The organism is Caballeronia glebae (assembly GCF_001545035.1).
Lineage (GTDB): Bacteria > Pseudomonadota > Gammaproteobacteria > Burkholderiales > Burkholderiaceae > Caballeronia > Caballeronia glebae.
The window spans coordinates 197,242-219,421 of sequence record NZ_FCOJ02000002.1 but is presented as its reverse complement, the minus strand read 5'-3'; the positions used below and the strand labels follow the sequence as shown (position 1 = coordinate 219,421).

Here is a 22,180-nt window from a genome sequence, read left to right as displayed (position 1 = left end):
GCACGTTGCGCTTGCGGTGAGGTGTTGCTCACCGGTTGCGCGCGCGCGCCAACTCGTGCCGGCGTCGCTTTGTCGATTTCTTGTCTGGCATGGGCGGCCACGCCGCCAATGATGACCGGAGGCGTCGCCGGCACTGCGGCTTCGTCTTCGGGAGATGCGGGTTCTGGCTGAGCCGCTTCCGCGATCGTCAAAGCTGCTTCAGCGGCGGCTTGGGGCGCGCCGCTGTCGATCACGTTCTGCGTCACATCGTCTTGCGCGCCGCCGGCAGCTTGCGCGCCCTTCTTCCCTGCTTTCGCCGGATTGTCTCGGGCCGCCAACGCCTTAAGCCCCGGCGCGCGATTCGAGCACTTCGACCGCCGGCAGCGTCTTGCCTTCCAGGAACTCCAGGAACGCGCCGCCGCCCGTCGAGATATAGCTCACCTTGTCCGCGATGCCGTACTTCGCGATGGCCGCGAGCGTGTCGCCGCCGCCCGCGATCGAGAACGCGGACGAACTGGCGATCGCCTGCGCGAGCGTCTTCGTGCCGTTGCCGAACTGGTCGAACTCGAACACGCCGACCGGACCGTTCCACACGATCGTGCCGGCCGTTTCGAGTTGCGCAGCGAGCGCCTTCGCGGTGTCCGGGCCGATGTCGAGGATCAGGTCGTCGTCGGCGACATCGGCGACGGGCTTGGTTTGCGCCTTCGCGGTCGCGGCGAATTCCTTGGCCGTGACGACGTCGCTCGGAATCGGCACCGATGCGCCGCGCGTGCGCGCCTGATCGATGATTTCCTTCGCTTCGCCGACGAGATCGGCCTCGGCCAGCGACTTGCCGATCGCAAGCCCCGACGCGAGCATGAACGTATTGGCGATGCCGCCGCCGACGATCAGTTGATCGACCTTCTCGGCGAGCGACTTGAGAATGGTGAGCTTGGTCGACACCTTCGAGCCCGCGACGATCGCGACGAGCGGACGCTTGGGGTTGCCGAGCGCCTTGCCGAGCGCATCGAGTTCGGCGGCGAGGAGCGGTCCGGCGCACGCAACAGGCGCGTACTTCGCGATGCCGTGCGTCGTGGCTTCGGCGCGGTGCGCGGTGCCGAACGCGTCGTTGACGTAGATGTCGCAGAGCTTGGCCAACTTCTGCGCGAGGCCGTCGTCGTTCTTCTTCTCGCCCTTGTTGCAGCGGCAGTTTTCCAGCAACACGACATTGCCCGGCTGGACCTGAACGCCGTCGACCCAGTCGGCGACGAGCGGCACGTCGCGGCCGAGCAGTTCCGACAGGCGTTTCGCGACCGGCGCGAGCGAGTCTTCCGGCTTGAACTGGCCTTCGGTCGGGCGGCCCAGATGGGACGTGACCATCACGGCCGCGCCCGCGTCGAGGGCGGCCTTGATCGCCGGGACCGAGGCACGCACGCGCGTATCTTCGGTGATGTTGCCGTCATCGTCTTGCGGCACGTTGAGATCCGCGCGGATGAACACACGCTTGCCGGAAACTTTGCCTTCGGCGATCAGATCGGTGAAACGCAGTACTTTCGTCATGGGAGTCAACGTAGATTAAGAAGCGGTTCGGGCGGGAACGGCCGTCGGGGCTGGGCCGGTTCGTGGAGTTGCCGCGCGCGGGCCGTCGGGCAGGACGGCTCGCGCGCGGATCAAGCTGGAGGCGAAGGACGCGCGGCGAAGCCGAACGCGCGTGCGGGAAGCGGGAGAAAGGGAGCGGAAAGATGAATCCGGAGATGCGCGCGAGCGGCGCTCAGACACGGCGACACGGCCGTGAGCGGCGAATTGCAAAAACGTAGCGCGGTGACTGCCGGACACACTTTCGACCTCGCTCACTCGGGAAAGACCGTCATTTTAACCGATCAACCCGGCTGCTTTTAGCGGGCAATCGTTGATGACGCGTATTTGACGCGGCACGCGCGCGGTTCGCAACCCCGCTCACGCCGCGAGCCGCAACAGCGTGAACACCAGCATGCCGACGGCGATCGTGCCCATCATGCCGCGCCGCCACAGGTAGTATGCGAGCCCCGCCGCCGACGCCCACAGCGCATGGTTCGACAGCGCGAGCGAAAAGCCCGCGGGCGTTTCCAGCAGTTCCGGCACGACGACGCCCGCGAGCGCCGCGGCCGGCGCATAGCGCAGCACGCGCTGCACGCGCGGCGGCAACACCATGCGCTCTCCGCCGATCAGAAAGAGCGCGCGCGTCAGCGCCGTGACCGCGCCCATGCCGAGAATCGCGAGCCAGACGTGCAGGGCGCTCATCGGCCGGTCCTCGTCGCGGCGCGCTTGCCGGCTTTGCCATCGACGACGGGTTTGGGCGCGGCGCGCTCGGCGACGACATCCGCGAACGTGCCCGCGACGAGCGCCGCGAACACCGCGAGCGGCAACCCGAAGCGATACGGCAGATCGAACGCCAGCAGCGCGACGACGCTCGCCACCGCGACGGCAGCGAACGTGGAGCGCGTCGCGATGGCCGAGACGATGAGCGGAATCAGCGCGAGCGTGCCGGCGAGTTCGAGGCCCCAGTCGTCGGGAATCAGGCTCGCGAGCAGAATCCCGAGCACCGACGACGTCTGCCAGGACAGCCAGCTCGATGTCGCCAGTCCCCAGAAGAACGCCTCCTTGCCGGGCTGCGAGCCGACCGGGAAATTCCGCTTCGAGAACATCAGGTAGATGATGTCGCCGTTGAAATAGCCGAGCAACAGACGCCGTTTCAGGGGCAAATAAGAAAAATGCGGCGCGAGCCCGGCACTAAAGATCACGAAACGCAGATTGACCATCGCGGCGGTCAGGAGAATCGTCCAGAGGGGAAGCTTCGCGGCGAAGAGCGGCAGCACCGCGAGCTGCGACGAGCCCGCGTACACCGCGAACGACATGCCGAGCGCCTGCGGCACGGTGAGGACCGACTTCGTCATGGCGACGCCGGTCACGAGGCCCCAGGAAAACGTCGCGAGGACGGCGGGAGAGAACGTGCGCACGCCCTCGAAAAACGCGCGGCGATTCGTGTCGGACAGCCGGTCGAGCATGAGCGAAGGCGAGGCGATCAGGACCACCCGTAATGCCACCGCGCGGCCTCGATCGATTGCGCGATGGATCGGAAAAAACCGGGAAAATCGGGAATGGTGAGCTTCGCCGTTCCATTGCGCTGTTTTCAGCGAACGACGAAAGGCAAATTATAGCCTCGTGAAAGGCGCTCCAAGATCGGCTTCGACGGGAAAAGACGCTAAAATAATGGTCTTTTATCGTCTTTGCGCCCTCGAAGCGCGCGTTTCCTCGTAGTCGTCGTTGCACGAACGCGCGAGGGTGCGCACGAGCGCCGCCGCCCCAGACACCGGACGGCCCGCCCCGAACTCACTTGAACGAGACAGCTAGGAGAACCGTATGTCAATGGCCGACCGCGACGGCAAGATCTGGATGGATGGCAAGCTAATCGACTGGCGTGATGCCAAGATCCACGTTCTGACCCACACGTTGCACTACGGCATGGGTGTTTTCGAAGGCGTGCGCGCATACAAGACCGCGCAGGGCACGGCAATTTTCCGCCTGAAGGAACACACGAAGCGCCTGCTCAACTCGGCGAAAATCTTCCAGATGGACGTCCCGTTCGACGTCGCGACGCTCGAAGCCGCGCAACTGGAAGTCGTGAAAGAGAACGCCCTGGAGTCGTGCTACATCCGCCCGATCATCTGGGTCGGCTCCGAAAAGCTCGGCGTTTCGGCCAAGGGCAACACCATTCACGTGGCCATCGCCGCGTGGCCGTGGGGCGCGTATCTCGGCGAAGACGGCCTCGCGAAAGGCATCCGCGTGAAGACGTCGTCGTTCACGCGCCATCACGTGAACGTGTCGATGGTCCGCGCGAAGGCGTCCGGCTGGTACGTGAACTCGATTCTCGCGAACCAGGAAGCCGTCACCGACGGCTACGACGAAGCCTTGCTGCTCGATGTCGACGGCTACGTCTCCGAAGGCTCCGGCGAGAACTTCTTCCTCGTGAACAACGGCAAGCTCTACACGCCCGATCTCGCTTCGTGCCTCGACGGCATCACGCGCGACACGGTCATCACGCTGGCGCGCGATTTCGGCATTCCGGTGATCGAAAAGCGCATCACCCGCGACGAGGTCTACACCTGCGACGAAGCGTTCTTCACCGGCACGGCCGCCGAAGTCACGCCGATCCGCGAGCTTGACAACCGCACCATCGGCGCCGGCAAGCGCGGCCCGATCACGGAAAAGCTGCAAAGCGCGTTCTTCGACGTCGTCGGCGGCAAGAACGAGAAGTACGCGAGCTGGCTCGCGAAGGTCTGACCGACCGCATGCAACGCGGCGAGCTGAACGCTCGCCGCCCGCTGGACACCTGAAAAGAGATAGCAATGAGCGATCTGAAGGAAATGCCGCTGGTGGAATTGTCCGCGAAGGACCTGCCCGCCTTCTGCCCGAACCCGAAAATGCAGCGCTGGAGCACGCATCCGCGCGTGTTCATCGACGTGACGCACGGCGAAGCGCGCTGCCCGTATTGCGGCACGCGCTACAAGCTGAAAGACGGCGAAGTGCTCAAGGGCGGCCACTGAAGCATCGATCCGGGCGCCGGCCGCGCCCCACTCGTCCGCGCCGCGATCTGCGCCACGAAAGCGCCGGCGCGGAACACACCCACGACAATCGACGACTCGCCCCAAGGCGGCGGGCCGCGTTCATTTTGAGATCGGATAACGACAGATGCGCCGTGCGCTGGTTATAGCACCGAACTGGATCGGTGACGCATTGATGGCGCAGCCGCTCTTTACGCTTTTGCGCAAGCTTCATCCGCGTATCGCGATCGATGCCGTCGCGCCCACCTGGGTCGCGCCCGTGCTGGAGCGCATGCCCGAAATTCGCGATGTCTACGCGACGGATCTGGCCCACGGCAAGCTGCAACTGCTGCGCCGCTGGCAACTCGCGAGCGACTTGCGCGATGTCGGTTACGACGCCGCTTACGTGCTGCCCAATTCCGTCAAGTCCGCGCTGATTCCGTGGATGGCGGGCATCAACCTGCGCATCGGTTACAAGGGCGAGAGCCGCTACGGGCTCTTGAACGTGCGTCACGCGAATCCGCCGAAGACCGAGCGTCCGCCGATGACCGCGCACTACGCGGCGCTCGCCTACACGCCGGGCGCGAAGCTGCCGTTCGTCGACAAGTTCGCGCAGCCCGAAGCGGCCGCGAAACCCGAGGCGCAGACGCTTCCCGTGCCGCGTCTCGAAGCCGATCCGAACGAAGCCGCGCGTGTCTCGACGCGCTTCAACCTCGACACGCGCGCGCCGCTCGTCGTGTTCTGCCCCGGCGCGGAATATGGCCCGGCCAAGCGCTGGCCGCCGGAGCATTTCGCGTCGCTCGCGCAGTTTATCGCGCAGTCGTTTCCGTATGCGCGCATCATCGCGCTCGGTTCGAAGAAGGATGCGCCGATCGCGCAGGCCATCGCCGATCGCGCGCCGATGGTGCGCAACCTGTGCGGCCAGACCTCGCTCGGCGAGGCGTGCGCGCTGATTTCGCGGGCGAGCGCCGTCGTCACCAACGATTCCGGCCTCATGCACGTCGCGGCCGCGTCGCGCCGGCCGCTCGTCGCGGTCTACGGCTCGACCGATCCGCGCCACACGCCGCCCTTGTCCGATCTCGCAAAGGTACAATGGCTGCACCTTGAATGCAGTCCGTGCTTTGCCCGCGAGTGTCCGCTCGGCCATCTGAACTGCCTTCGCGAACTCTCGGCCGAACAGGTCTTCGGCGATGTGCGCGGCATGCTGCTCGCGCATCGTTGATGTTGCGCGCACGCGTCGAAAAGCGTGCGCGTAGCGGCGGTTTCCGGCCGTGTGTGCGGGTGCGGACACGCGAATGTCTCCGAACGGGGGCATGCTTTGACCAATGACCGATGCAGCGCGCCGTTTCGTCGCCGCCACCATGAGCGGCTTCGTGCGGCGTGACGCACCGAATGCCAGAGACCCACGAGCCATGCCACGTTTCGCCCGCCTCTTCGAAGCCGCCGCCGATACTCTCAACGCTTACTATCAGGCAGTCGCGGACAACAGCATCGACAGTGTGATGTCGTTGTGGATCGACGAGGAGTTCGCCACCTGCGTGTGCGCGGACGGCACGCATCTGCACGGGCTGGAAAGCATCCGCGCGGGTTTCGGCAAGCAGTTCGAAGCGCTGCCCGTGACCATCGAGCCGCTCGATATCCGCGTGTACGACAGCCTGGGCACGGTCGTGTATGCGATCGCGGAGGCGCACCAGCCGCGCACGCCCGCCAACGTGCCACGCATGATCTACACGACCTACGTGATGGTTCACGAACGCGGCGAGTGGCGCATCGCGCATATTCACGCGAGCGAGATGCCGCTCGAAACCGCCGGCCAGTTCGCCGCAAAGCTGCGTCACGGTCAGGGACCGCTGCACTGAAGATTCGAAGCGCTGAAGAAGACGTCTGTCGGGGAGGGGCCATGAAGCGCGATCCGTTGTTGAAGCACGATTCGTCGTTCGTGGACAAAGCGCCCGCCGCGGCACTGAAGGAAACCGCGCGCCTCGTTGCGCCCGGCGTCGCGGATTGGCTCTACAACGCGCCGCGCTGGCTGCCGACGAGCCACGCGCAGACCATCGTCCCGGCCCTGTTCGGCCGCAAGCCCGCCGTGCGTTACCGGCGCGAGCGCTGGAACACGCCCGACGGCGATTTCATCGATCTCGACTTTCTCGCGCACGATCCCGGCGATCCGCACGATCAGCCCGCCGCGAACGCCCCGCTCTTCGTGCTCTTTCACGGCCTCGAAGGTAATTCCGATTCGCACTACGCCCGCACGATGATGGCCGCCGCCCGCGCGCGCGGCTGGCATGGCGTCGTGCCGCATTTCCGTAGTTGCAGCGGTCCGCTCAATCTGCTGCCGCGTTTCTACCATCTCGCGGATAGCGCCGAAGTCGACTGGATTCTCCGACGGCTCGCGCACGTGCATCGCGGGCCGATCGTCGCGGCGGGCGTGTCGCTCGGCGGCAACGTGCTGCTGCACTGGTTGTGTCAGCGTGGCACGGACGCGTCGATCGTGAGTGCGGCGGCCGCGATCTCCGCGCCGCTCGATGTCCACGCGGGCGGCCTCGCGATCTCGCAGGGCTTCGGCATGATCTATACGCGCAGCTTCCTGAAGTCGCTCAAGAAGAAGGCGCTCGCGAAGCTCGGCCAGTATCCCGGTCTCTACGACCGCAACGCCGTGCTCGCCGCGCGCACGTTGTACGAGTTCGACAACGTCGTCACCGCGCCGCTGCACGGCTTTCGCGACACCGAGCACTATTGGTCGACGGCGACGATCCGCGCGCATCTGAAGCACATCGAAGTGCCTGCGCTGCTCGTGAACGCGCGCAACGATCCGTTTCTGCCCGAGTTCGCGTTGCCGTCGCCGGCCGAAGTGTCGAAGCACGTCACGCTCGATCAGCCGAACCACGGCGGGCACGTCGGCTTCATGACGGGACCGTTTCCGGGCAAGATCGACTGGCTGTCGCTGCGCGTGTTCGGTTATCTGGAGAACTTCGTTTCGTGAACCATCATGGATGAAATCGTCAAGCAGGCGCTCGCCAAATGGCCCAACGTTCCGCATTGCACGGGCTGGTTGCTGCTCGACCGGCGCGGTCAGTGGCGCATGCGCGATGACGCCGCGCAAGCCGCCGGCGAACCCGGCACGCCGATCCGGCATGAAGCGCTGCTGGGCTTCATCAACCGCAACTACGAAAGCGACGCCGACGGCCAGTGGTTCTTTCAGAACGGCCCGCAGCGCGTGTACGTGGAGTTGCTGTACACGCCGTGGATCGTGCGCCTGCATGCAACCGACGGCGCATTGCGCCTGACCGATCAGGCCGGCGCGCCGTTCGAGCCGGCGCAGGTCTGGATCGACGACGAAGGCGGCATTCTCTTTTCCGATGCCGCGACGCCCGCGCGCGTGGCCGCCCTGCACGATCACGATCTGGAACTGTTCGCGGATCACGCGTCGCTCGACGAAGCCGGCAAGCACGGCACCTTCCATTGGCGCGATGCGGCCGATCTGACCGCGCAGCCGATCGCCCGCGCCGATGTCGCGGCGCGCTTCGGCTTCGTCGCGAGTCCTGCCGACCGCGCCGCCGCGCACGCCGCCGCGAAGAAAGACTGAGCTAGCCGTTTTTCTCCATCTCGCGCTCTTCCTTGTAGCGCGTCTCGAAATCGCGCAGCCGCGCGGAGATCGTCGAAAGATCGTAGAAGCTCGCGGACTTCACGTCGCGCGCTTCCTTCAGTTGCCGGATCGCGGATGCCCACGCGCCGTCGAGCGCGAACTTCTCGGCCATCGCCTGATGCTGTTGCAGCGGATCGTTGAGACCCGCGCTCGCCTGCGCGAGATAGAGCCACCAGTCGGGCCGCGTGGGTTCGGCGCGCGTTTCGCGGCGCGCGAGCGTCTGCGCTTCGGCGAAACGGCGTGCGGAAATCAGCGCCTGCAGTTGCACGTCGATGACCGCGTGCGACTCCGGCCAGCGCTTTTGCGCGATGTCCGCGAGGCGGATCGCATCGTCGTTGCGGCCCGCGCGGCGAGCGATGTCGGCCGCGAGCACGTCGAGGCTCGGCGTGCTGCGTAGCGGCTGCGGCGCGGGCCGAGGTTTCGACGCCGGAACCGCCCGCGCTTCGACGTGTACCGGCGCGAGCGCGATGTCGCTGCTCGCACGCGGCGCTTTCGCCGTCGCCGTCGCCGTTGCCGTTGCCGTTGCCGTTGCCGTGGCGGTGGCCGTTGCCGCCGCTTCGCGCTGCGGCGCGTTGCCGAGACTCAACGCGACGCGCGCATTGTCGAGCGGCGTCGCGATCATCGAAGCATCCGCGTTGCGCAGCGACGTCTCGCCGATCTTTTTGCGCGCGGGAGCGAGCGGCGCGCTCGCTGGCGTCGGAGCAGGCGCGTGCTCCGCCTGTTGAACTTGCGCCGACGCGGCCGCCGTGCTCGCCTCCTCGCCCTCGAACAGCTTGCGCGCTGAGGCGAGCGCGTCGTTGGCCGCGTCGTAGTTGCCGAGCAGCGATTGCGCGAGCGCGATCCCATACCAGTTCGACGCGGGATTGAGCGCCGTCTGATCCTCGATTTCAGATTTAAGCCGGCTCGCGACCTCGCGATAATCGCTCGCGTAATTCACCTGAAGCACGCGCGCGCGGGCCCGCACGAATGCGTATTCGGCCGATTGACGCGGCTGGCGGTACGGCACGCGCCGCGCGCGGCCTTCCATGTCGGCGATGCGATCGGTCGTGAGCGGGTGCGTTCGCACGTAGGGCGGCACGCCGTTGTCGGCCATCGACGCGCGATCGAGTCGCTCGAAGAACGCCGCCATCGCGTACGGATCGTAGCCGGCTGCGGCGAGCATCTGGAAACCGACGCGATCGGCTTCGTGCTCGGCGGCGCGCGAAAAGCGCAACTGATTGTCGACGGCGAACGCCTGGCCGCCCATCGCGATGCCCATGCCCAGGTCGCCGCTATGCGCGAGCAGGCCCGCGAGCAGACCGGCGACCATCGCGGCGAGCGCCGCGTAGGTGCTCTTTTCCTGCGTGCCGAGCATCCGCGCGATGTGGCGCTGAAGCACGTGCCCCATTTCATGACCGATGACCGATGCCAGTTCCGATTCCGTTTGCGTCGCGGCGATCAAGCCCGTGTTCACGCCGATGAAGCCGCCCGGCATCGAAAACGCGTTGATCTGCGGATCGCGCACGGCGAAGAGGTCGAAATCCGGCCGATATCCACCGAGATACTGCATGGCGGCCGCAGCGGAAAGCTTCGACGAGATCGAATTAAGGTAGTCGCGCAGCAGCCAGTCATCGAGATAGTCGGGGTCGGCGCGCACTTCGCGCATCATCCGCTCGCCGACCTTGCGCTCGGCCTGCGGCGTGAGCTTGCCGCCGGAGCCGTCGCCGAGATCCGGAAGCTGCATCGACGAAAGCGGCGCGCGCAGGCCGGACATGGTCCCGGGACGGTTCGCGAAACGGCTTTCCGCGCCGCCGTAGACACCGAACACGCCTTCCGCGATGTTGGCCGGCACGTCGCCGTCGGCGCTTTGCTGCGACGCGCGCAGTTGCGATGCCGCGAGCGTGCCGGTCGAACTCGCGGAAGGCGAATTCGTTTGCGCCAGCGCCGCGGGCGGCATGGCGAGGGCAACGCAAATAAGGAAGACGAGCGCGCGGCTCGGACGTGTCGAATGCATGGCGCGAAGCGGGCGAAGCGCCGATGGTCGGCTCGAAAGTTGAAACGAGCTTATCGTATCAAGTGTTGCGCGTGACGCCTGTCACGCCGGCCGCGCATTGCGGCGGAGCGCAACGTTTTGCGGAAAATCGCGCGGATTCACGCTGGTATGATAAGCGCCCATTTGAAGGAGACGCTATGTCCGGACTCACCCATTTCGATGCCGCAGGCGAGGCGCACATGGTCGATGTCGGCGCGAAAAACGAAACGCGTCGGGTGGCCGTTGCGCGCGGCTCGATCGCGATGCTCGCGCCCACGCTCGCGCTGATCCGCGAAGGCCGCGCGAAAAAGGGCGATGTGCTCGGCGTCGCGCGCATCGCCGCGATTCAGGGCGCAAAGCGCACGGCCGATCTGATTCCGCTGTGTCATCCGCTGGCGCTCACGCGCGTCGCGGTGGATTTCACGATCGATGAAGCGCTGCCCGGCGTGCATTGCCAAGTGCGCGTGGAGACGGTCGGGCGAACGGGCGTGGAAATGGAAGCGCTGACCGCCGTGCAGGTCGGATTGCTGACCATTTATGACATGTGCAAGGCGGTGGATCGGGGAATGACCATCACGAATGTGAAGGTCATGGAAAAGCATGGCGGCAAGTCGGGGGATTGGGTGGCGGACGATCACGCGCCGACACCCTGATCCATCACTCGTCGTCATCGTCCGACGAAGGCTCCTGGTCCGGCAGCGGCACACCATATAGCCTCACCAGATCCGCCTTGAACGAGGCGAGGGGCTTGCCCGCTTCGTCTGTCATATCGTAGACGGCCAAAAGCTGCTTCGGCCAATCGTGCAACTGCGTCGAGAAGATCTTCAGGCGCGCCATCGTGTCGAGCGCCTCCGCCTTCTGTCCGGCGAGCGCCTGCAACACCGCGTACCGGCGCAACACGGTTTCACCCGGCAACAGCGCAATCGCCTTCCGATGCGCCGCGAGTTTCTCCGCGACGTTCTGCGCGTTGATCGGCAGCAAGGTCGCCGCGCCGTATTCCCCCCAGGCCGTGAACAGGAACGACGGATCGTCGCGATACTGCTCGGCGGGGCGCGAACCGTAATAGAGCACCTCGGCGCGGTTGTAGTCGCGCAAAGTCGGGTACAACGCCGCGAGACCGCCGAGCACGAGCACGACATACACGCCATACGACAGCGGTCGCGCGACGAGTCGCAAAGGCCGCGTCTCCAGAAGGCCGAAGACGAGCATCGCCGGCATCAGAAAGAACATGTACTGCTGCGGATACTCGACGAGCGCGTGCATCAACAGCACGCCAAGTAGCGACAGCCCGAAAATGCGCGCTGGCGTCTGCGGGGCGCGCAGCACGCGAATCAGCCAGAACACGACGCTCGCGACCAGAATCGCCACGCCGAGCGCGCCCGTTTTCGCGAGCAGATCGATGAAAATATCGTGCGCGTTGTTCGCGATCTCGACGCCACCCAGATCGCGCACGAGGTCGAACTGATAGCGCGGAAACTCGCCCCAGCCGACGCCCAGCAGCGGATGCGTCTTGAACATCGTCCAGCCGTACTTCCAGAGCGCGAGGCGCGGCGCGATCTGGCTGGCTTCCTGCATGCGCTCCGCCGCCGATTGCGCGAGCCCGAGGTCGAAGCGCACGTTCGCCCAGCGCACCGCCGCGTTCACCGCGAAAAACACGATCGCGAGCAGGATCGGGACGATCCACGCGCGCACGTCGCGCCGGCCCGGGCCGTCGAAGCCTTCCGACGCAACCGGCCGCCCAAGTATGAAAGCCATCCAGAAACCGGCGACGACGATCACCGCCGTCTGCAGCCACGGCCCGCGCGACACGGTCAACGCGAGCCCGAGCGAATAGATCGCCGACAAAACCAGCCATAAAACGAACGGCAGGCGCCGCGCCTGTACGAAGTAAAGCGCACCCGCCAGCGCGAACGCGATCACGGTCGCGAGGTGATTCGCCTGCGCCATGTTGCCGAACGGACGCCTTTCGATCATCACGTTGTACGCGACCACGAACGGCGTGAACTTCACTTCGAGATGCATCAACTGCACGATCTGACAGAAGACCGCGAACAATCCGCCGACCATCAGCGCCGCGGCGCCGATACGCAGCGCTTTCTCGCCGAGTCCCGCCCGCACGAAGCCGAAGCCCGTATGCACCGCCACGAACGAAGCGAGCAGATACGCGCCGCCAAGCCAGTTCATCGACGGCTGCGCGATCGGCAAGAGCCAGGTCTGCGCGACGAGCAGCGCGCCGAACGCGAGCGGCATCAACGCGACGACCGGCGATGCGAACGGCACGCGCGGCTCGGAGACGCGCACGAGCAGAGCGACCGTCGCGCCGAGCGCCAGATAAAGCGCGAGCGCGCTGTATTCGGCGTAGAAGGTCGGAATCGGATACGTATGGTTGACGACCGCGAAAGGGAACGTCAACGCAAGGCACAGGACGGCAAAGCAGAGGAAGCGCGCGTATTGGGAAGGCATGAGGAACTGGGAACGTCGGCGACCGGCGCACTATACAAAACTTTGCCCCCGCTGTCCGTCGAAGCGCCGGATTTGCTACGAAATCGCTGGTTTTCGCGCAAAAACGACGGCGCGAAGGCGCGGCGGCGGCGTAAATACTGCCGCCGCGCCCCTCGTGTCCTACGCGCCCATCGTGCCTCTTACGCGCGGCACTCCGGCGGCGCGAGATTGGCCGGCAAGGTCGGCGCTTGCGTGGGCGCCGGACCTGCGCCCGGCGCGGGCAGCGACGATTCCGCTTTCGTGCCCGCGAAGCACTCCCATGTCACGGATCCCGCCTGCACCGCGCCACGACTGAGCGCGATGCGCGCGGTGGGTGCGTCGGCGTTATCGGGTGTCGAGGGCACGAGCACGAGCGTGTTCGAGCCCGCAGGCGCGACGCGCGTCGAATAGGCGATCGCGATCTGCCCGTTGTCGCTGTCGACCTGAATGGACTCGACGTTGCGCGTGCCCGGCGGCGATGAAAAGCCGCCCCCGAGATCCGCGCCGCTCGCCGCGTTCTCCGCCACCGCGAGCCGCGCGCCCGCCGCGAGCGTCAAGCCCTCGCCCACGCGACTTCGCGCCAGATAATCCTGATATGCCGGTATCGCATAGGCCGCGACCACGCCCACGATCGCGAGCACGATCATCAGTTCGATCAGCGTGAAGCCGCGCGTCAGTGCATCTCGCGCGCGCCCGAACCACAATGCGCGCCGCTTGCGCGGCGCGTACAAACCACAAACCGTCTTCGTCATTACTGCTCCCAAAAAACAAAAAAGCGCCCTTCCGCGCAATGCGGGCAGGACGCTTCGATCGTATTCAGGGAGCCGCTAAAGCGGCAGTCAGCCAAACGGCCTAGGAGAATTCAGCCCGCCGCGCGATTGCCATCGGCAAGCGCGCGCCGCTTGAGCAACCAGCCCAGCGCGACGACAAACAATGCACCCGCCAGGCGCGCCGCATATCCGGCCAGCTCGGTATTGAGCGCGGGCCATCGGTCGATGAACGGATCGTCGATGACCAGGCCGCCCGCGATCCACCCGAGCAGCCCCGCGCCGAACAGCGCGACGGCAGGAAAGCGGTCGAGCAGCTTCAGCACCAGCGTGCTGCCCCAGACGATGAGTGGAATGCTCACGATCAGGCCGAAGATCACGAGCGTGAGCCGATGACGCGGATCGGCGGCTTCGGCCGCGCCCGCGATGGCGATCACGTTGTCGAGGCTCATCACGGCATCGGCGACGATGATCGTCTTCACCGCGGCCCACAGCCGGTCCGATGCGTCGATCTCGTGTTCATCGTGGTCCGGCTGCATTAGCTTCACGCCGATCCACAGAAGCAGCACGCCGCCCAGGAACTTGAGAAACGGAACGTCGAGCAGCAAGACCGCGAACGCGATCAGCACGACGCGCAGGATGATTGCGCCGAGCGTGCCGAACACGATGCCACGCGTGCGCTGCCGATCCGGCAGATTGCGGCAAGCGAGCGCGATCACGACGGCATTGTCGCCGCCGAGAAGGATGTCGATCACGATGATCTGAACGACCGCGCCCCAGTGAAGCGTGGAGAAGAATTCGAGCATGTGGCGGAAATAAAAAAGCGAGGAAGCAATGCTCCCTCGCTTTTCATCGGTTTATACGAAAGGAATCAGTAAGAGTACCAAACCCTCGTGTAATTTGCCCGCTTCACTATTAGAGAATCGACTTCAGCAGACGTGCCATCTCCGACGGATTCTTCGTGACCTTGATGCCGCACGCGTCCATGATTTCGAGCTTGGCGTCCGCCGTGTCCGCGCCGCCCGAGATCAGCGCGCCCGCGTGGCCCATGCGCTTGCCCGCAGGCGCCGTCACGCCAGCGATGAAGCCGACGACCGGCTTCTTCATGTTGTCCTTGATCCAGTAAGCGGCATTCGCTTCGTCCGGACCGCCGATCTCGCCGATCATGATGACGGCGTCCGTTTCCGGATCGTCGTTGAACATCTGCATCACGTCGATGTGCTTCAGACCGTTGATCGGATCGCCGCCGATACCGACCGCCGACGACTGGCCGAGGCCCAGCGCCGTCAGTTGACCGACCGCTTCATACGTCAGCGTGCCCGAGCGCGACACCACGCCGATGCGGCCTTTCTTGTGGATGTGGCCCGGCATGATGCCGATCTTCAGCTCGTCCGGCGTGATCGTGCCGGGGCAGTTCGGTCCGAGCAGCAGCGTCTTGCGGTTTTCGCGACGCATGCGGTCCTTGATTTCGAGCATGTCGCGAACCGGAATACCTTCCGTGATGCAGATCGCGAGATCGAGATCGGCCTCGACGGCTTCCCAGATCGCGGCGGCTGCGCCCGCGGGCGGCACGTAGATGACCGAAACGGTCGCGCCGGTTTCAGCCTTCGCTTCCTTGACGGACGCGTAGATGGGAATGCCTTCGAAGTCTTCGCCCGCGCGCTTCGGGTTCACACCCGCGACGTAGGCTTCACGGCCGTTCGCGTATTCGCGGCAGGCGCGCGTATGGAACTGTCCGGTCTTGCCGGTGATGCCCTGCGTGATGACCTTCGTGTCTTTGTTGATCAGAATCGACATGTAGTGACCTCTGTTCGTTTGGCGTCGCTAAAGCTCACGCTTCGCGCCGCCATTCGTATCTGGTGGAACGCTCTCTTAGGCAGATAAGCGAATGCGCTTACTTGCCTTCGGCAGCCGCGACGACCTTCTGTGCGGCTTCTTCCATGCTGTCCGCCGAGATGATCGGCAGGCCCGAGTCAGCCAGCATCTTCTTGCCGAGGTCTTCGTTGGTGCCCTTCATGCGCACGACGAGCGGCACCTTCAGGTCCACGGCCTTCGACGCGACGATCACGCCTTCCGCGATCACGTCGCAGCGCATGATGCCGCCGAAGATGTTGACGAGGATCGCCTTCAGATTCGGGTTCTTCAGCATCAGCTTGAACGCTTCGGTCACTTTCTCGGTCGTGGCGCCGCCGCCGACGTCGAGGAAGTTGGCCGGCTCGCCGCCGAACAGCTTGATGGTGTCCATTGTCGCCATCGCGAGGCCCGCGCCGTTCACGAGACAGCCGATATTGCCGTCGAGCGAGATGTACGCGAGATCGAACTTCGACGCTTCGACTTCAGCCGGATCTTCTTCGTCGAGATCGCGGTACGCGACGATTTCCGGGTGACGGAACAGCGCGTTGGCATCGAAGTTGAACTTGGCGTCGAGCGCGATGACCTTGCCGTCGCCGGTCAGGATCAGCGGGTTGATTTCCGCGAGCGATGCGTCCGTCTCGTAGAACGCCTTGTACAGGCCTTGCAGAATCGCGCGCGCTTGCGGCAGCGACGCGTCGGGGATGCCGATCTTGCGGCCGAGGTCGTCGGCTTCTGCGTCCTTCAAGCCCGTCGACGGATCGACCGGCAGCTTGTGCAGCAGCTCGGGCGTCTTTTCCGCGACTTCTTCGATGTCCATGCCGCCTTCGCTCGACGCCATCACGACGATCTTCTGCGAAACGCGGTCGAGCACGAGGCCGACGTACAGTTCCTTCTTGATGTCCGCGCCTTCTTCGATCAGCAGACGATTGACCTTCTGGCCCTCGGGACCGGTCTGGTGCGTGACGAGCTGCATGCCGAGGATCTGGTTCGCGTATTCACGTACCTGTTCGATCGACTTCGCGACCTTCACGCCGCCGCCCTTACCGCGGCCGCCGGCGTGAATCTGCGCCTTGACGACCCAAACCGGGCCGCCCAGCTCTTCCGCGGCCTTGACCGCATCATCCACCGAGAACACGGGTTTGCCGCGCGGGACCGCGACGCCGAATTTCCGCAGGATTTCCTTACCCTGGTACTCGTGAATCTTCATGCGTGATTCCTTCAGTCTGAGAGTTGGAGTGAACTTCTGTTTGCTTGAACCGCTGATGCTTCGATTCTTGTTGGAATTGTTTGAATTCCGTGTGCGTGCGCAAGCGCCGCATGCGTGCTACGAGGCGGACTTTGTCTTCGGCCTGTCTTGTACCGCTGTTCCGGATTCGGTTTGTTCGGTGGGCGCGTGGCCGAACCAGCGCGGGTAATGTTCCTTGACCGCGGGTCCGTCGAAACGCAAGGCGTGGCATCGGCCGAGCTGAAACGGAGGCTCGTCCTGTTGCGCGGTGCGCTCGCCATGCGTGAATGGATTGCCGTTCTCGATTTTCCAGACGTCGCCCGCGAACGCTTGAATGGCCGCGGTCGGCAAGACACCGCACAGTTCGGTGAGATGCGTACAGCCGGCCGTGCCGCGCAGCAGCTTGTTGGCTTCGCGGCGAAAACTTTGGAGCAGATTGAGCCCGATGAGCTTGCGATAGGCAGAATTGGACTCGGCGCACAAACCGCCATAGGGCGCCCAGTCGGACGACGCTTCGACGTCGACGATGGTGAGTTCGCGGTCGATGGTAATGCGCAGCCAGAGTTCATGGATCGGCAGGCCGTGTGGCCGGACGCCCGTCGCGAGCTGGAGGTCGCGCGGCTTCTCATCGGTTAGACAGGCTTCGATATCCCACAGGCCGTCGTCGCGTTCGAACGCTTCCACCCGAATCGCGCGGCTATGACGCAATTGTCGGAGAGCGGGAGGCGAGAGAGGCATGCTGGAGTGAGCCGGTACGGGGGAAACCGTGGAATTTTAGCATATTGGGTATTTCGAGCCGGACATGCGCCTGACGAATGGAACGTGCGTGCGGATCGAGCGGAGCCGGCGCTCAATCGTCGACGATCTCTTCGCTCCAGTCTTCGTCGCCGCCCTTCAGGATTTTGCCGATCGTCCCGCCCGAAAAGCCGCGCGCGGCCAGAAAGCGCGCCTGCTTGGCACGCTCGGCTGGCGTTTCGGGCAGCACGCCGTATTTCTTCTCCCACACCGCGTGGGCGCGCGCGGTTTCGGACTGCGCGAGCTTGTCGGCGGTCTCGCTGATGAGCGTATCGCCGACAGCATGCCGTTTCAGTTCGCTCACGATCCGGCTGCCGCCCATGAGCGGCGCCCGCCGATGCACGACGCTCTCGACGAACCGCTCGTTCGACAGCCAGCCGTCGCGTTCGAGACTGTCGAGCAGAGTTTCGAGCGAATCGGCTTCTTCGACATGCGGACGCAGCTTGCGCGACAACTCCGCGCGACTGTATTCGCGGCGCGACAGGAATCCGAGCGCGCGGCCCTTCAACGAGCGCTGCGGACGTTTGGGATTGTTGGCTTCGCGTGCCGAGGTCTTGCGCGTGCGCTGGCTGGAGCGACTGTAGACCGGTTCGCCCGATTCGGCGGGCGTTGGTTCGGACGGCGCGCATTGTTCGAAGGGCTCGAATGGATCGGCGTCTTCGAATGGATTGGCGAAGGGATGTGAATCGACGGCGGGAACCGTGGGCTTTCCGCTCGGCGGCGCGCGATCGGCAGGAGGTGGCTTCGGCAGCTCTGTCGCCTGCTTCAGCAAGGCGCGAGCTTGTTCGAGACGGGCGGCGCGGTCAATCTCGTCCGCGCTGCTTTCGCCGTCTTTGGCTGGCTCGAAAACGCGACGCGCCGACGCGAATGACTTCGCGCCGGCGCGCTCCTTGTTGCTGCGCCTGAAGCTGCTGGACTTCGACGATGCGCTACGCCGCTCGCTGCTTCGTTCGTAGCGATTGGCGGATTCGGAATCGTCGCCGGTTCCTTCATCCGCCGCGTCTGCCTTGGATCCGAACCGGCGCGTCTGCATCTTCTTTCAGGCTCGATGCTTACTCGCCGTCGGCGGTTGCAGCGGTTGCGGCGCCTGCTGCGACAGCGTCGCCCAGTGCGGCCACGCCCAGCGATTCGCGGATCTTGTTCTCGATCTCGCGCGCAATGTCGGGATTCTCGCGCAGGAATTCGCGCGCGTTGTCCTTGCCCTGACCGATGCGATCGCCGTTGTAGCTGTACCAGGCGCCCGCCTTGTCGACCAGCTTGGCCTGCACGCCCAGATCGATGATTTCACCCTGACGCGAAATGCCTTCGCCGTAGAGAATGTCGAAGATGGCTTCCCGGAACGGCGGCGCCACCTTGTTCTTTACGACCTTCACGCGCGTCTCGTTGCCGATGACTTCGTCGTTCTTCTTGATCGAGCCGATACGGCGGATATCCAGACGCACCGACGAATAGAACTTGAGCGCGTTGCCGCCCGTGGTGGTTTCCGGGTTGCCGAACATCACGCCGATCTTCATGCGGATCTGATTGATGAAGATGACGAGGCAGTTCGTGCGCTTGATCGAGCCGGTGAGCTTGCGCAGCGCCTGCGACATCAGACGCGCCTGCAGACCGGGCAGCGAGTCGCCCATTTCGCCTTCGATTTCCGCCTTCGGCACGAGCGCCGCCACGGAGTCGATGACGATCATGTCGATGGAACCGGAGCGCACCAGCGCGTCCGTGATTTCCAGCGCCTGCTCGCCCGTGTCCGGCTGCGAGATCAGCAGTTCCTGCACGTTCACACCGAGCTTGCCCGCGTACTGCACGTCGAGCGCGTGTTCCGCGTCGATGAACGCCGCCGTGCCGCCGAGCTTCTGCATCTCTGCGATAACTTGCAACGTGAGCGTGGTCTTGCCCGACGACTCCGGACCGTAGATTTCGACGACACGGCCGCGCGGCAAGCCGCCGACGCCGAGCGCGATATCCAGTCCGAGCGAGCCGGTGGAAACCACTTGAATGTCTTCGACCGCCTCACCTGCGCCGAGCCGCATGATCGACCCTTTGCCGAATTGCTTTTCGATCTGCGAGAGCGCGGCGGCCAGGGCCTTGCTTTTCTCCGCAGTCATTCCAGCCGGGCCTTTCTTGCTTTCTTCCATGAATCGTCCTTTGCTATGATGAACGGCGTCTGAGGCAGTGTTCACGGGCTTTTCCGCTGCTCGATCGAGCATACGAAAGCGCCCTTCCCACTCACGCAGACACTGTATAAAAAAACAGTAGTTTTTGCAAGTATGTAACGGCGTGGCGCAGCTTTTTTGCCACGCCGCGCGAAACGCGCAAAAACCACGAACACCTGGAGACCGCCGCGCCGGGCGACATACGGTGCCGGCAACGCCGCTGCGCTTCATTGCGCATGCATGGCGGACAAAGGCGCACACGACGATGCGAATCCTCATTGCCGAAGACGACAGCATACTCGCGGACGGCCTCGTCCGATCACTCCGCCAATCGGGATACGCCGTTGACCATGTGAAGCATGGCGTCGAAGCGGATACCGCCCTTTCCGTGCAGACGTTCGACCTTCTGATCCTCGATCTCGGCCTGCCGCTCATGCCCGGCCTCGAAGTGCTGCGCCGCCTGCGCGCGCGCAATTCGCAGATGCCCGTGCTGATTCTCACCGCCGCCGACAGCGTCGATGAGCGCGTAAAAGGCCTCGACCTCGGCGCGGACGATTACATGGCCAAGCCCTTCGCGCTCAACGAACTCGAAGCGCGCGTGCGTGCGCTCACGCGGCGCGGCGCGGGCGGCGGTCCGACCGTCGTCAGGCACGGCTCGCTCTGCTTCGATCAGATCGGGCGGATCGCGACGATCGGCGATCAGGTCATCGACCTGTCCGCGCGTGAGCTCGGCGTGCTCGAAGTGCTTCTGCAAAGAACCGGCCGGCTCGTCTCGAAGGAACAACTTGTCAATCACCTGTGCGAGTGGGGCGAGGAAGTCAGCAATAACGCGATCGAGGTCTACGTGCATCGGCTGCGGAAGAAGATCGAGCCGAGCGGCGCGAAGATCATCACGGTACGCGGCCTGGGTTACACGCTGGAGAAAGCGGCCGCCGCAAACGGCGCCGGCGCGCAACACGCCGGCGAGTCCGCCAGCCATCAATATAAGTAGGTCGCATGGCGTCTCCCGTTTCCACCGAAACTCAGCGAAACGCGGAAGCGAACGACGACTCCGACGCCCGGCGCGACGCGCGCTACGCCAACCCGTTCGCGCCGCCCGACGAACTGGAGCCCGACACCGAAACGCATCCGCGCTCGCTCTTCGGCGAGATTCTCGACTGGATGCTCGCGCCGCTTCTCCTGCTCTGGCCGATGAGCATCGCCGTGACGTATCTCGTCGCGAAGTCGATCGCGAACGGGCCGTTCGACCGCGCGCTCGAAGCCGACGCCTACGTGCTCGCGCGCCAGATTCAGCCCGTGAACGGCGTCGCGGAACTGCGCCTGCCCGACGCGACGCGCGATTTTCTGCGCGCCGATAACGTCGACAGCGTGTTTTTTCAGGTGCTCGGCACGCGCGGCGAACTCGTCGGCGGCGACCGCGACATGCCGCTGCCGCACGACGACGATCGTCCGCAGCCGGGTATCGTCGAGTTTCGCGACGATGTGCTGCGCGGCAACGACATCCGCGTCGCGTATACGACCGTCGATCTGCCCGGCCTCACGTCGGGACGCGATCCGCGCGGCGCGCAGCCGGTGCTCGTGCAAGTGGCCGAGACGCTCGACAAACGCAGCCAGCTCGCCAACGACATCATCAAGGGCGTGATCCTGCCGCAGTTCGTCATCCTGCCGCTCGCGATCATCCTCGTTTGGTTCGGGCTTTCGCGCGGGCTCGCGCCGCTGCATGCGTTGCAGTCGAACATCCGCGCGCGTCGTCCGGACGATCTCTCGCCGCTTCAGGCCGGCAGCGCGCCGCCGGAGATCGCGCCGCTCGTCGCTTCGTTCAACGATCTGCTCACGCGCCTCGAACAGAACATGGAGTTCCAGAAGCGCTTCATCGCCGATGCCGCGCATCAGATGAAGACGCCGCTCGCGGGCCTGCGCATGCAGGCGGAATTGGCGATGCGTCAGGACGTATCGACGGAAGTGCAGCGCTCGCTCGAACAGATCGCGACGAGTTCCGAGCACGCGGCGCGCCTCGTCACGCAATTGCTCGCGCTCGCGCGCGCCGAGAATCGCGCGACGGGCCAGATATTCACGCGCATCGTGCTGACGGATCTCGCACGGCTCGCGGTGCGCGACTGGGTGCAGGCCGCGCTCGCGAAACGCATGGATCTCGGTTATGAAGAGCCGCCGTTTCCGGTCGAAGTGGAAGGCAACGTCGTGATGCTGCGCGAAATGTTGTCGAACCTGATCGACAACGCGATCCGCTACACGCCGGCGCGCGGGCGCATTACCGTGCGCGTGCGGACCGACGATAACGATCTCGATCTCGTGCATCTCGAAGTGGAAGACACAGGACCTGGCATTCCGGCGGCGGAGCGCGGGCGCGTGGTCGAGCGCTTCTATCGCATCCTCGGGCGCGATGGCGAAGGCAGCGGACTCGGCCTTGCCATTGTCAAGGAGATCGCGGCGATGCACGGCGGCACGCTTGCCATTGAGGATCACGTGTATCAGGAAAGCCCGCGGCTCGCCGGAACGCTTGTACGGGTCAGCCTGCAGCGGGTTTTTCCTGCCCGGGACAAACCCTGAGCGCTAGCGTCGCGGCGCTTTCGAACAAACGCACGAAGAACGATGTTTGCGAGTATTTAAACGATCGTTCGAAACACATATCGGCGGTTTCCCCGCAAATCCCTTTTTTCGATCATCCCGGCCGATGCTCGCCGCGTCAGAACGC

Annotated in this window: 21 protein-coding genes; 9 read left to right on the top strand and 12 right to left on the bottom strand. The window is 64.8% G+C overall.

Annotated features, from left to right (window positions below; all coding sequences use genetic code 11):
- Positions 1–321: 321 nt before the first annotated feature.
- The 3 genes from AWB82_RS02630 to AWB82_RS02620 form a co-directional block, all read right to left on the bottom strand.
- Complete coding sequence (locus tag AWB82_RS02630; protein WP_086965539.1) at positions 322–1,518, bottom strand: phosphoglycerate kinase; 1,197 nt, start codon at positions 1,516–1,518, stop codon at positions 322–324.
- Between the two features lie 396 nt (positions 1,519–1,914).
- The gene (locus AWB82_RS02625) at positions 1,915–2,238 is read right to left on the bottom strand and encodes an AzlD domain-containing protein (protein ID WP_086965537.1); all 324 of its coding nucleotides are present in this window, start codon (positions 2,236–2,238) and stop codon (positions 1,915–1,917) included.
- Positions 2,235–3,002 (bottom strand): AzlC family ABC transporter permease, encoded by a 768-nt coding sequence (locus AWB82_RS02620; RefSeq protein WP_086965618.1) that lies wholly within the window; start codon positions 3,000–3,002, stop codon positions 2,235–2,237. The genes AWB82_RS02625 and AWB82_RS02620 overlap by 4 nt, the downstream gene beginning before the upstream one ends.
- Before the next feature lie 355 nt (positions 3,003–3,357).
- Here AWB82_RS02620 and AWB82_RS02615 point away from each other — a divergent pair, with 355 nt between their 5' ends.
- The 6 genes from AWB82_RS02615 (at position 3,358) to AWB82_RS02590 (ending at position 8,124) form a co-directional block, all read left to right on the top strand.
- Positions 3,358–4,278 (top strand): branched-chain amino acid transaminase, encoded by a 921-nt coding sequence (locus AWB82_RS02615; protein WP_086965535.1) that lies wholly within the window; start codon positions 3,358–3,360, stop codon positions 4,276–4,278.
- Positions 4,279–4,343: 65 nt separating this feature from the next.
- Positions 4,344–4,541 carry a zinc-finger domain-containing protein gene (locus tag AWB82_RS02610; RefSeq protein ID WP_008351333.1) on the top strand — a complete coding sequence of 66 codons (198 nt, stop codon included), beginning with the start codon at positions 4,344–4,346 and terminating at the stop codon, positions 4,539–4,541.
- A gap of 145 nt (positions 4,542–4,686) precedes the next feature.
- Positions 4,687–5,760, top strand: a complete 1,074-nt coding sequence (waaF, locus tag AWB82_RS02605; protein ID WP_086965533.1) for a lipopolysaccharide heptosyltransferase II — start codon at positions 4,687–4,689, stop codon at positions 5,758–5,760.
- Positions 5,761–5,950: 190 nt separating this feature from the next.
- Complete coding sequence (locus tag AWB82_RS02600; RefSeq protein WP_086965531.1) at positions 5,951–6,397, top strand: nuclear transport factor 2 family protein; 447 nt, start codon at positions 5,951–5,953, stop codon at positions 6,395–6,397.
- Positions 6,398–6,438: 41 nt separating this feature from the next.
- Positions 6,439–7,521 carry a YheT family hydrolase gene (locus tag AWB82_RS02595; RefSeq protein WP_086965529.1) on the top strand — a complete coding sequence of 361 codons (1,083 nt, stop codon included), beginning with the start codon at positions 6,439–6,441 and terminating at the stop codon, positions 7,519–7,521.
- Positions 7,522–7,527: 6 nt separating this feature from the next.
- Positions 7,528–8,124 (top strand): DUF2946 family protein, encoded by a 597-nt coding sequence (locus AWB82_RS02590; RefSeq protein ID WP_086965527.1) that lies wholly within the window; start codon positions 7,528–7,530, stop codon positions 8,122–8,124.
- 1 nt (position 8,125) lies between these two features.
- On the opposite strand, the gene AWB82_RS02585 is transcribed toward AWB82_RS02590, so the two are convergent.
- Positions 8,126–10,177 carry a M48 family metalloprotease gene (locus tag AWB82_RS02585; RefSeq protein WP_086965525.1) on the bottom strand — a complete coding sequence of 684 codons (2,052 nt, stop codon included), beginning with the start codon at positions 10,175–10,177 and terminating at the stop codon, positions 8,126–8,128.
- 176 nt (positions 10,178–10,353) lie between these two features.
- Between AWB82_RS02585 and moaC the strand changes: the two genes are divergently transcribed.
- Positions 10,354–10,848 carry a cyclic pyranopterin monophosphate synthase MoaC gene (gene moaC / locus AWB82_RS02580; protein WP_086965617.1) on the top strand — a complete coding sequence of 165 codons (495 nt, stop codon included), beginning with the start codon at positions 10,354–10,356 and terminating at the stop codon, positions 10,846–10,848.
- 4 nt (positions 10,849–10,852) lie between these two features.
- Here the strand turns inward: moaC and AWB82_RS02575 are convergent, their stop codons facing one another.
- The 8 genes from AWB82_RS02575 to recA all read right to left on the bottom strand — a co-directional run bounded on the left by AWB82_RS02575 (position 10,853) and on the right by recA (position 19,449).
- Complete coding sequence (locus tag AWB82_RS02575; RefSeq protein WP_086965523.1) at positions 10,853–12,658, bottom strand: PglL family O-oligosaccharyltransferase; 1,806 nt, start codon at positions 12,656–12,658, stop codon at positions 10,853–10,855.
- Between the two features lie 179 nt (positions 12,659–12,837).
- Entirely contained in the window at positions 12,838–13,428 is a 591-nt protein-coding gene (locus AWB82_RS02570) for a pilin (protein WP_086965521.1), read from the bottom strand.
- Positions 13,429–13,538: 110 nt separating this feature from the next.
- The gene (locus AWB82_RS02565) at positions 13,539–14,249 is read right to left on the bottom strand and encodes a TerC family protein (protein ID WP_086965519.1); all 711 of its coding nucleotides are present in this window, start codon (positions 14,247–14,249) and stop codon (positions 13,539–13,541) included.
- Positions 14,250–14,358: 109 nt separating this feature from the next.
- Positions 14,359–15,240: a succinate--CoA ligase subunit alpha gene (sucD, locus tag AWB82_RS02560; protein ID WP_086965517.1), complete on the bottom strand. Its 882-nt coding sequence runs from the start codon at positions 15,238–15,240 to the stop codon at positions 14,359–14,361.
- A 97-nt stretch (positions 15,241–15,337) separates the two neighbouring features.
- Positions 15,338–16,519 (bottom strand): ADP-forming succinate--CoA ligase subunit beta, encoded by a 1,182-nt coding sequence (gene sucC / locus AWB82_RS02555; RefSeq protein WP_327343962.1) that lies wholly within the window; start codon positions 16,517–16,519, stop codon positions 15,338–15,340.
- Between the two features lie 102 nt (positions 16,520–16,621).
- Positions 16,622–17,260 carry a DUF2889 domain-containing protein gene (locus tag AWB82_RS02550; protein WP_086965513.1) on the bottom strand — a complete coding sequence of 213 codons (639 nt, stop codon included), beginning with the start codon at positions 17,258–17,260 and terminating at the stop codon, positions 16,622–16,624.
- Positions 17,261–17,372: 112 nt separating this feature from the next.
- Positions 17,373–18,350, bottom strand: a complete 978-nt coding sequence (gene recX / locus AWB82_RS02545; RefSeq protein WP_086965511.1) for a recombination regulator RecX — start codon at positions 18,348–18,350, stop codon at positions 17,373–17,375.
- A gap of 19 nt (positions 18,351–18,369) precedes the next feature.
- Positions 18,370–19,449: a recombinase RecA gene (gene recA / locus AWB82_RS02540; RefSeq protein WP_086965509.1), complete on the bottom strand. Its 1,080-nt coding sequence runs from the start codon at positions 19,447–19,449 to the stop codon at positions 18,370–18,372.
- A gap of 283 nt (positions 19,450–19,732) precedes the next feature.
- Here recA and AWB82_RS02535 point away from each other — a divergent pair, with 283 nt between their 5' ends.
- Both AWB82_RS02535 and AWB82_RS02530 read left to right on the top strand, forming a co-directional pair.
- Positions 19,733–20,458 carry a response regulator transcription factor gene (locus AWB82_RS02535; RefSeq protein ID WP_086965616.1) on the top strand — a complete coding sequence of 242 codons (726 nt, stop codon included), beginning with the start codon at positions 19,733–19,735 and terminating at the stop codon, positions 20,456–20,458.
- A 5-nt stretch (positions 20,459–20,463) separates the two neighbouring features.
- Positions 20,464–22,035: a sensor histidine kinase gene (locus tag AWB82_RS02530; RefSeq protein WP_086965507.1), complete on the top strand. Its 1,572-nt coding sequence runs from the start codon at positions 20,464–20,466 to the stop codon at positions 22,033–22,035.
- Positions 22,036–22,180 lie beyond the last annotated feature (145 nt).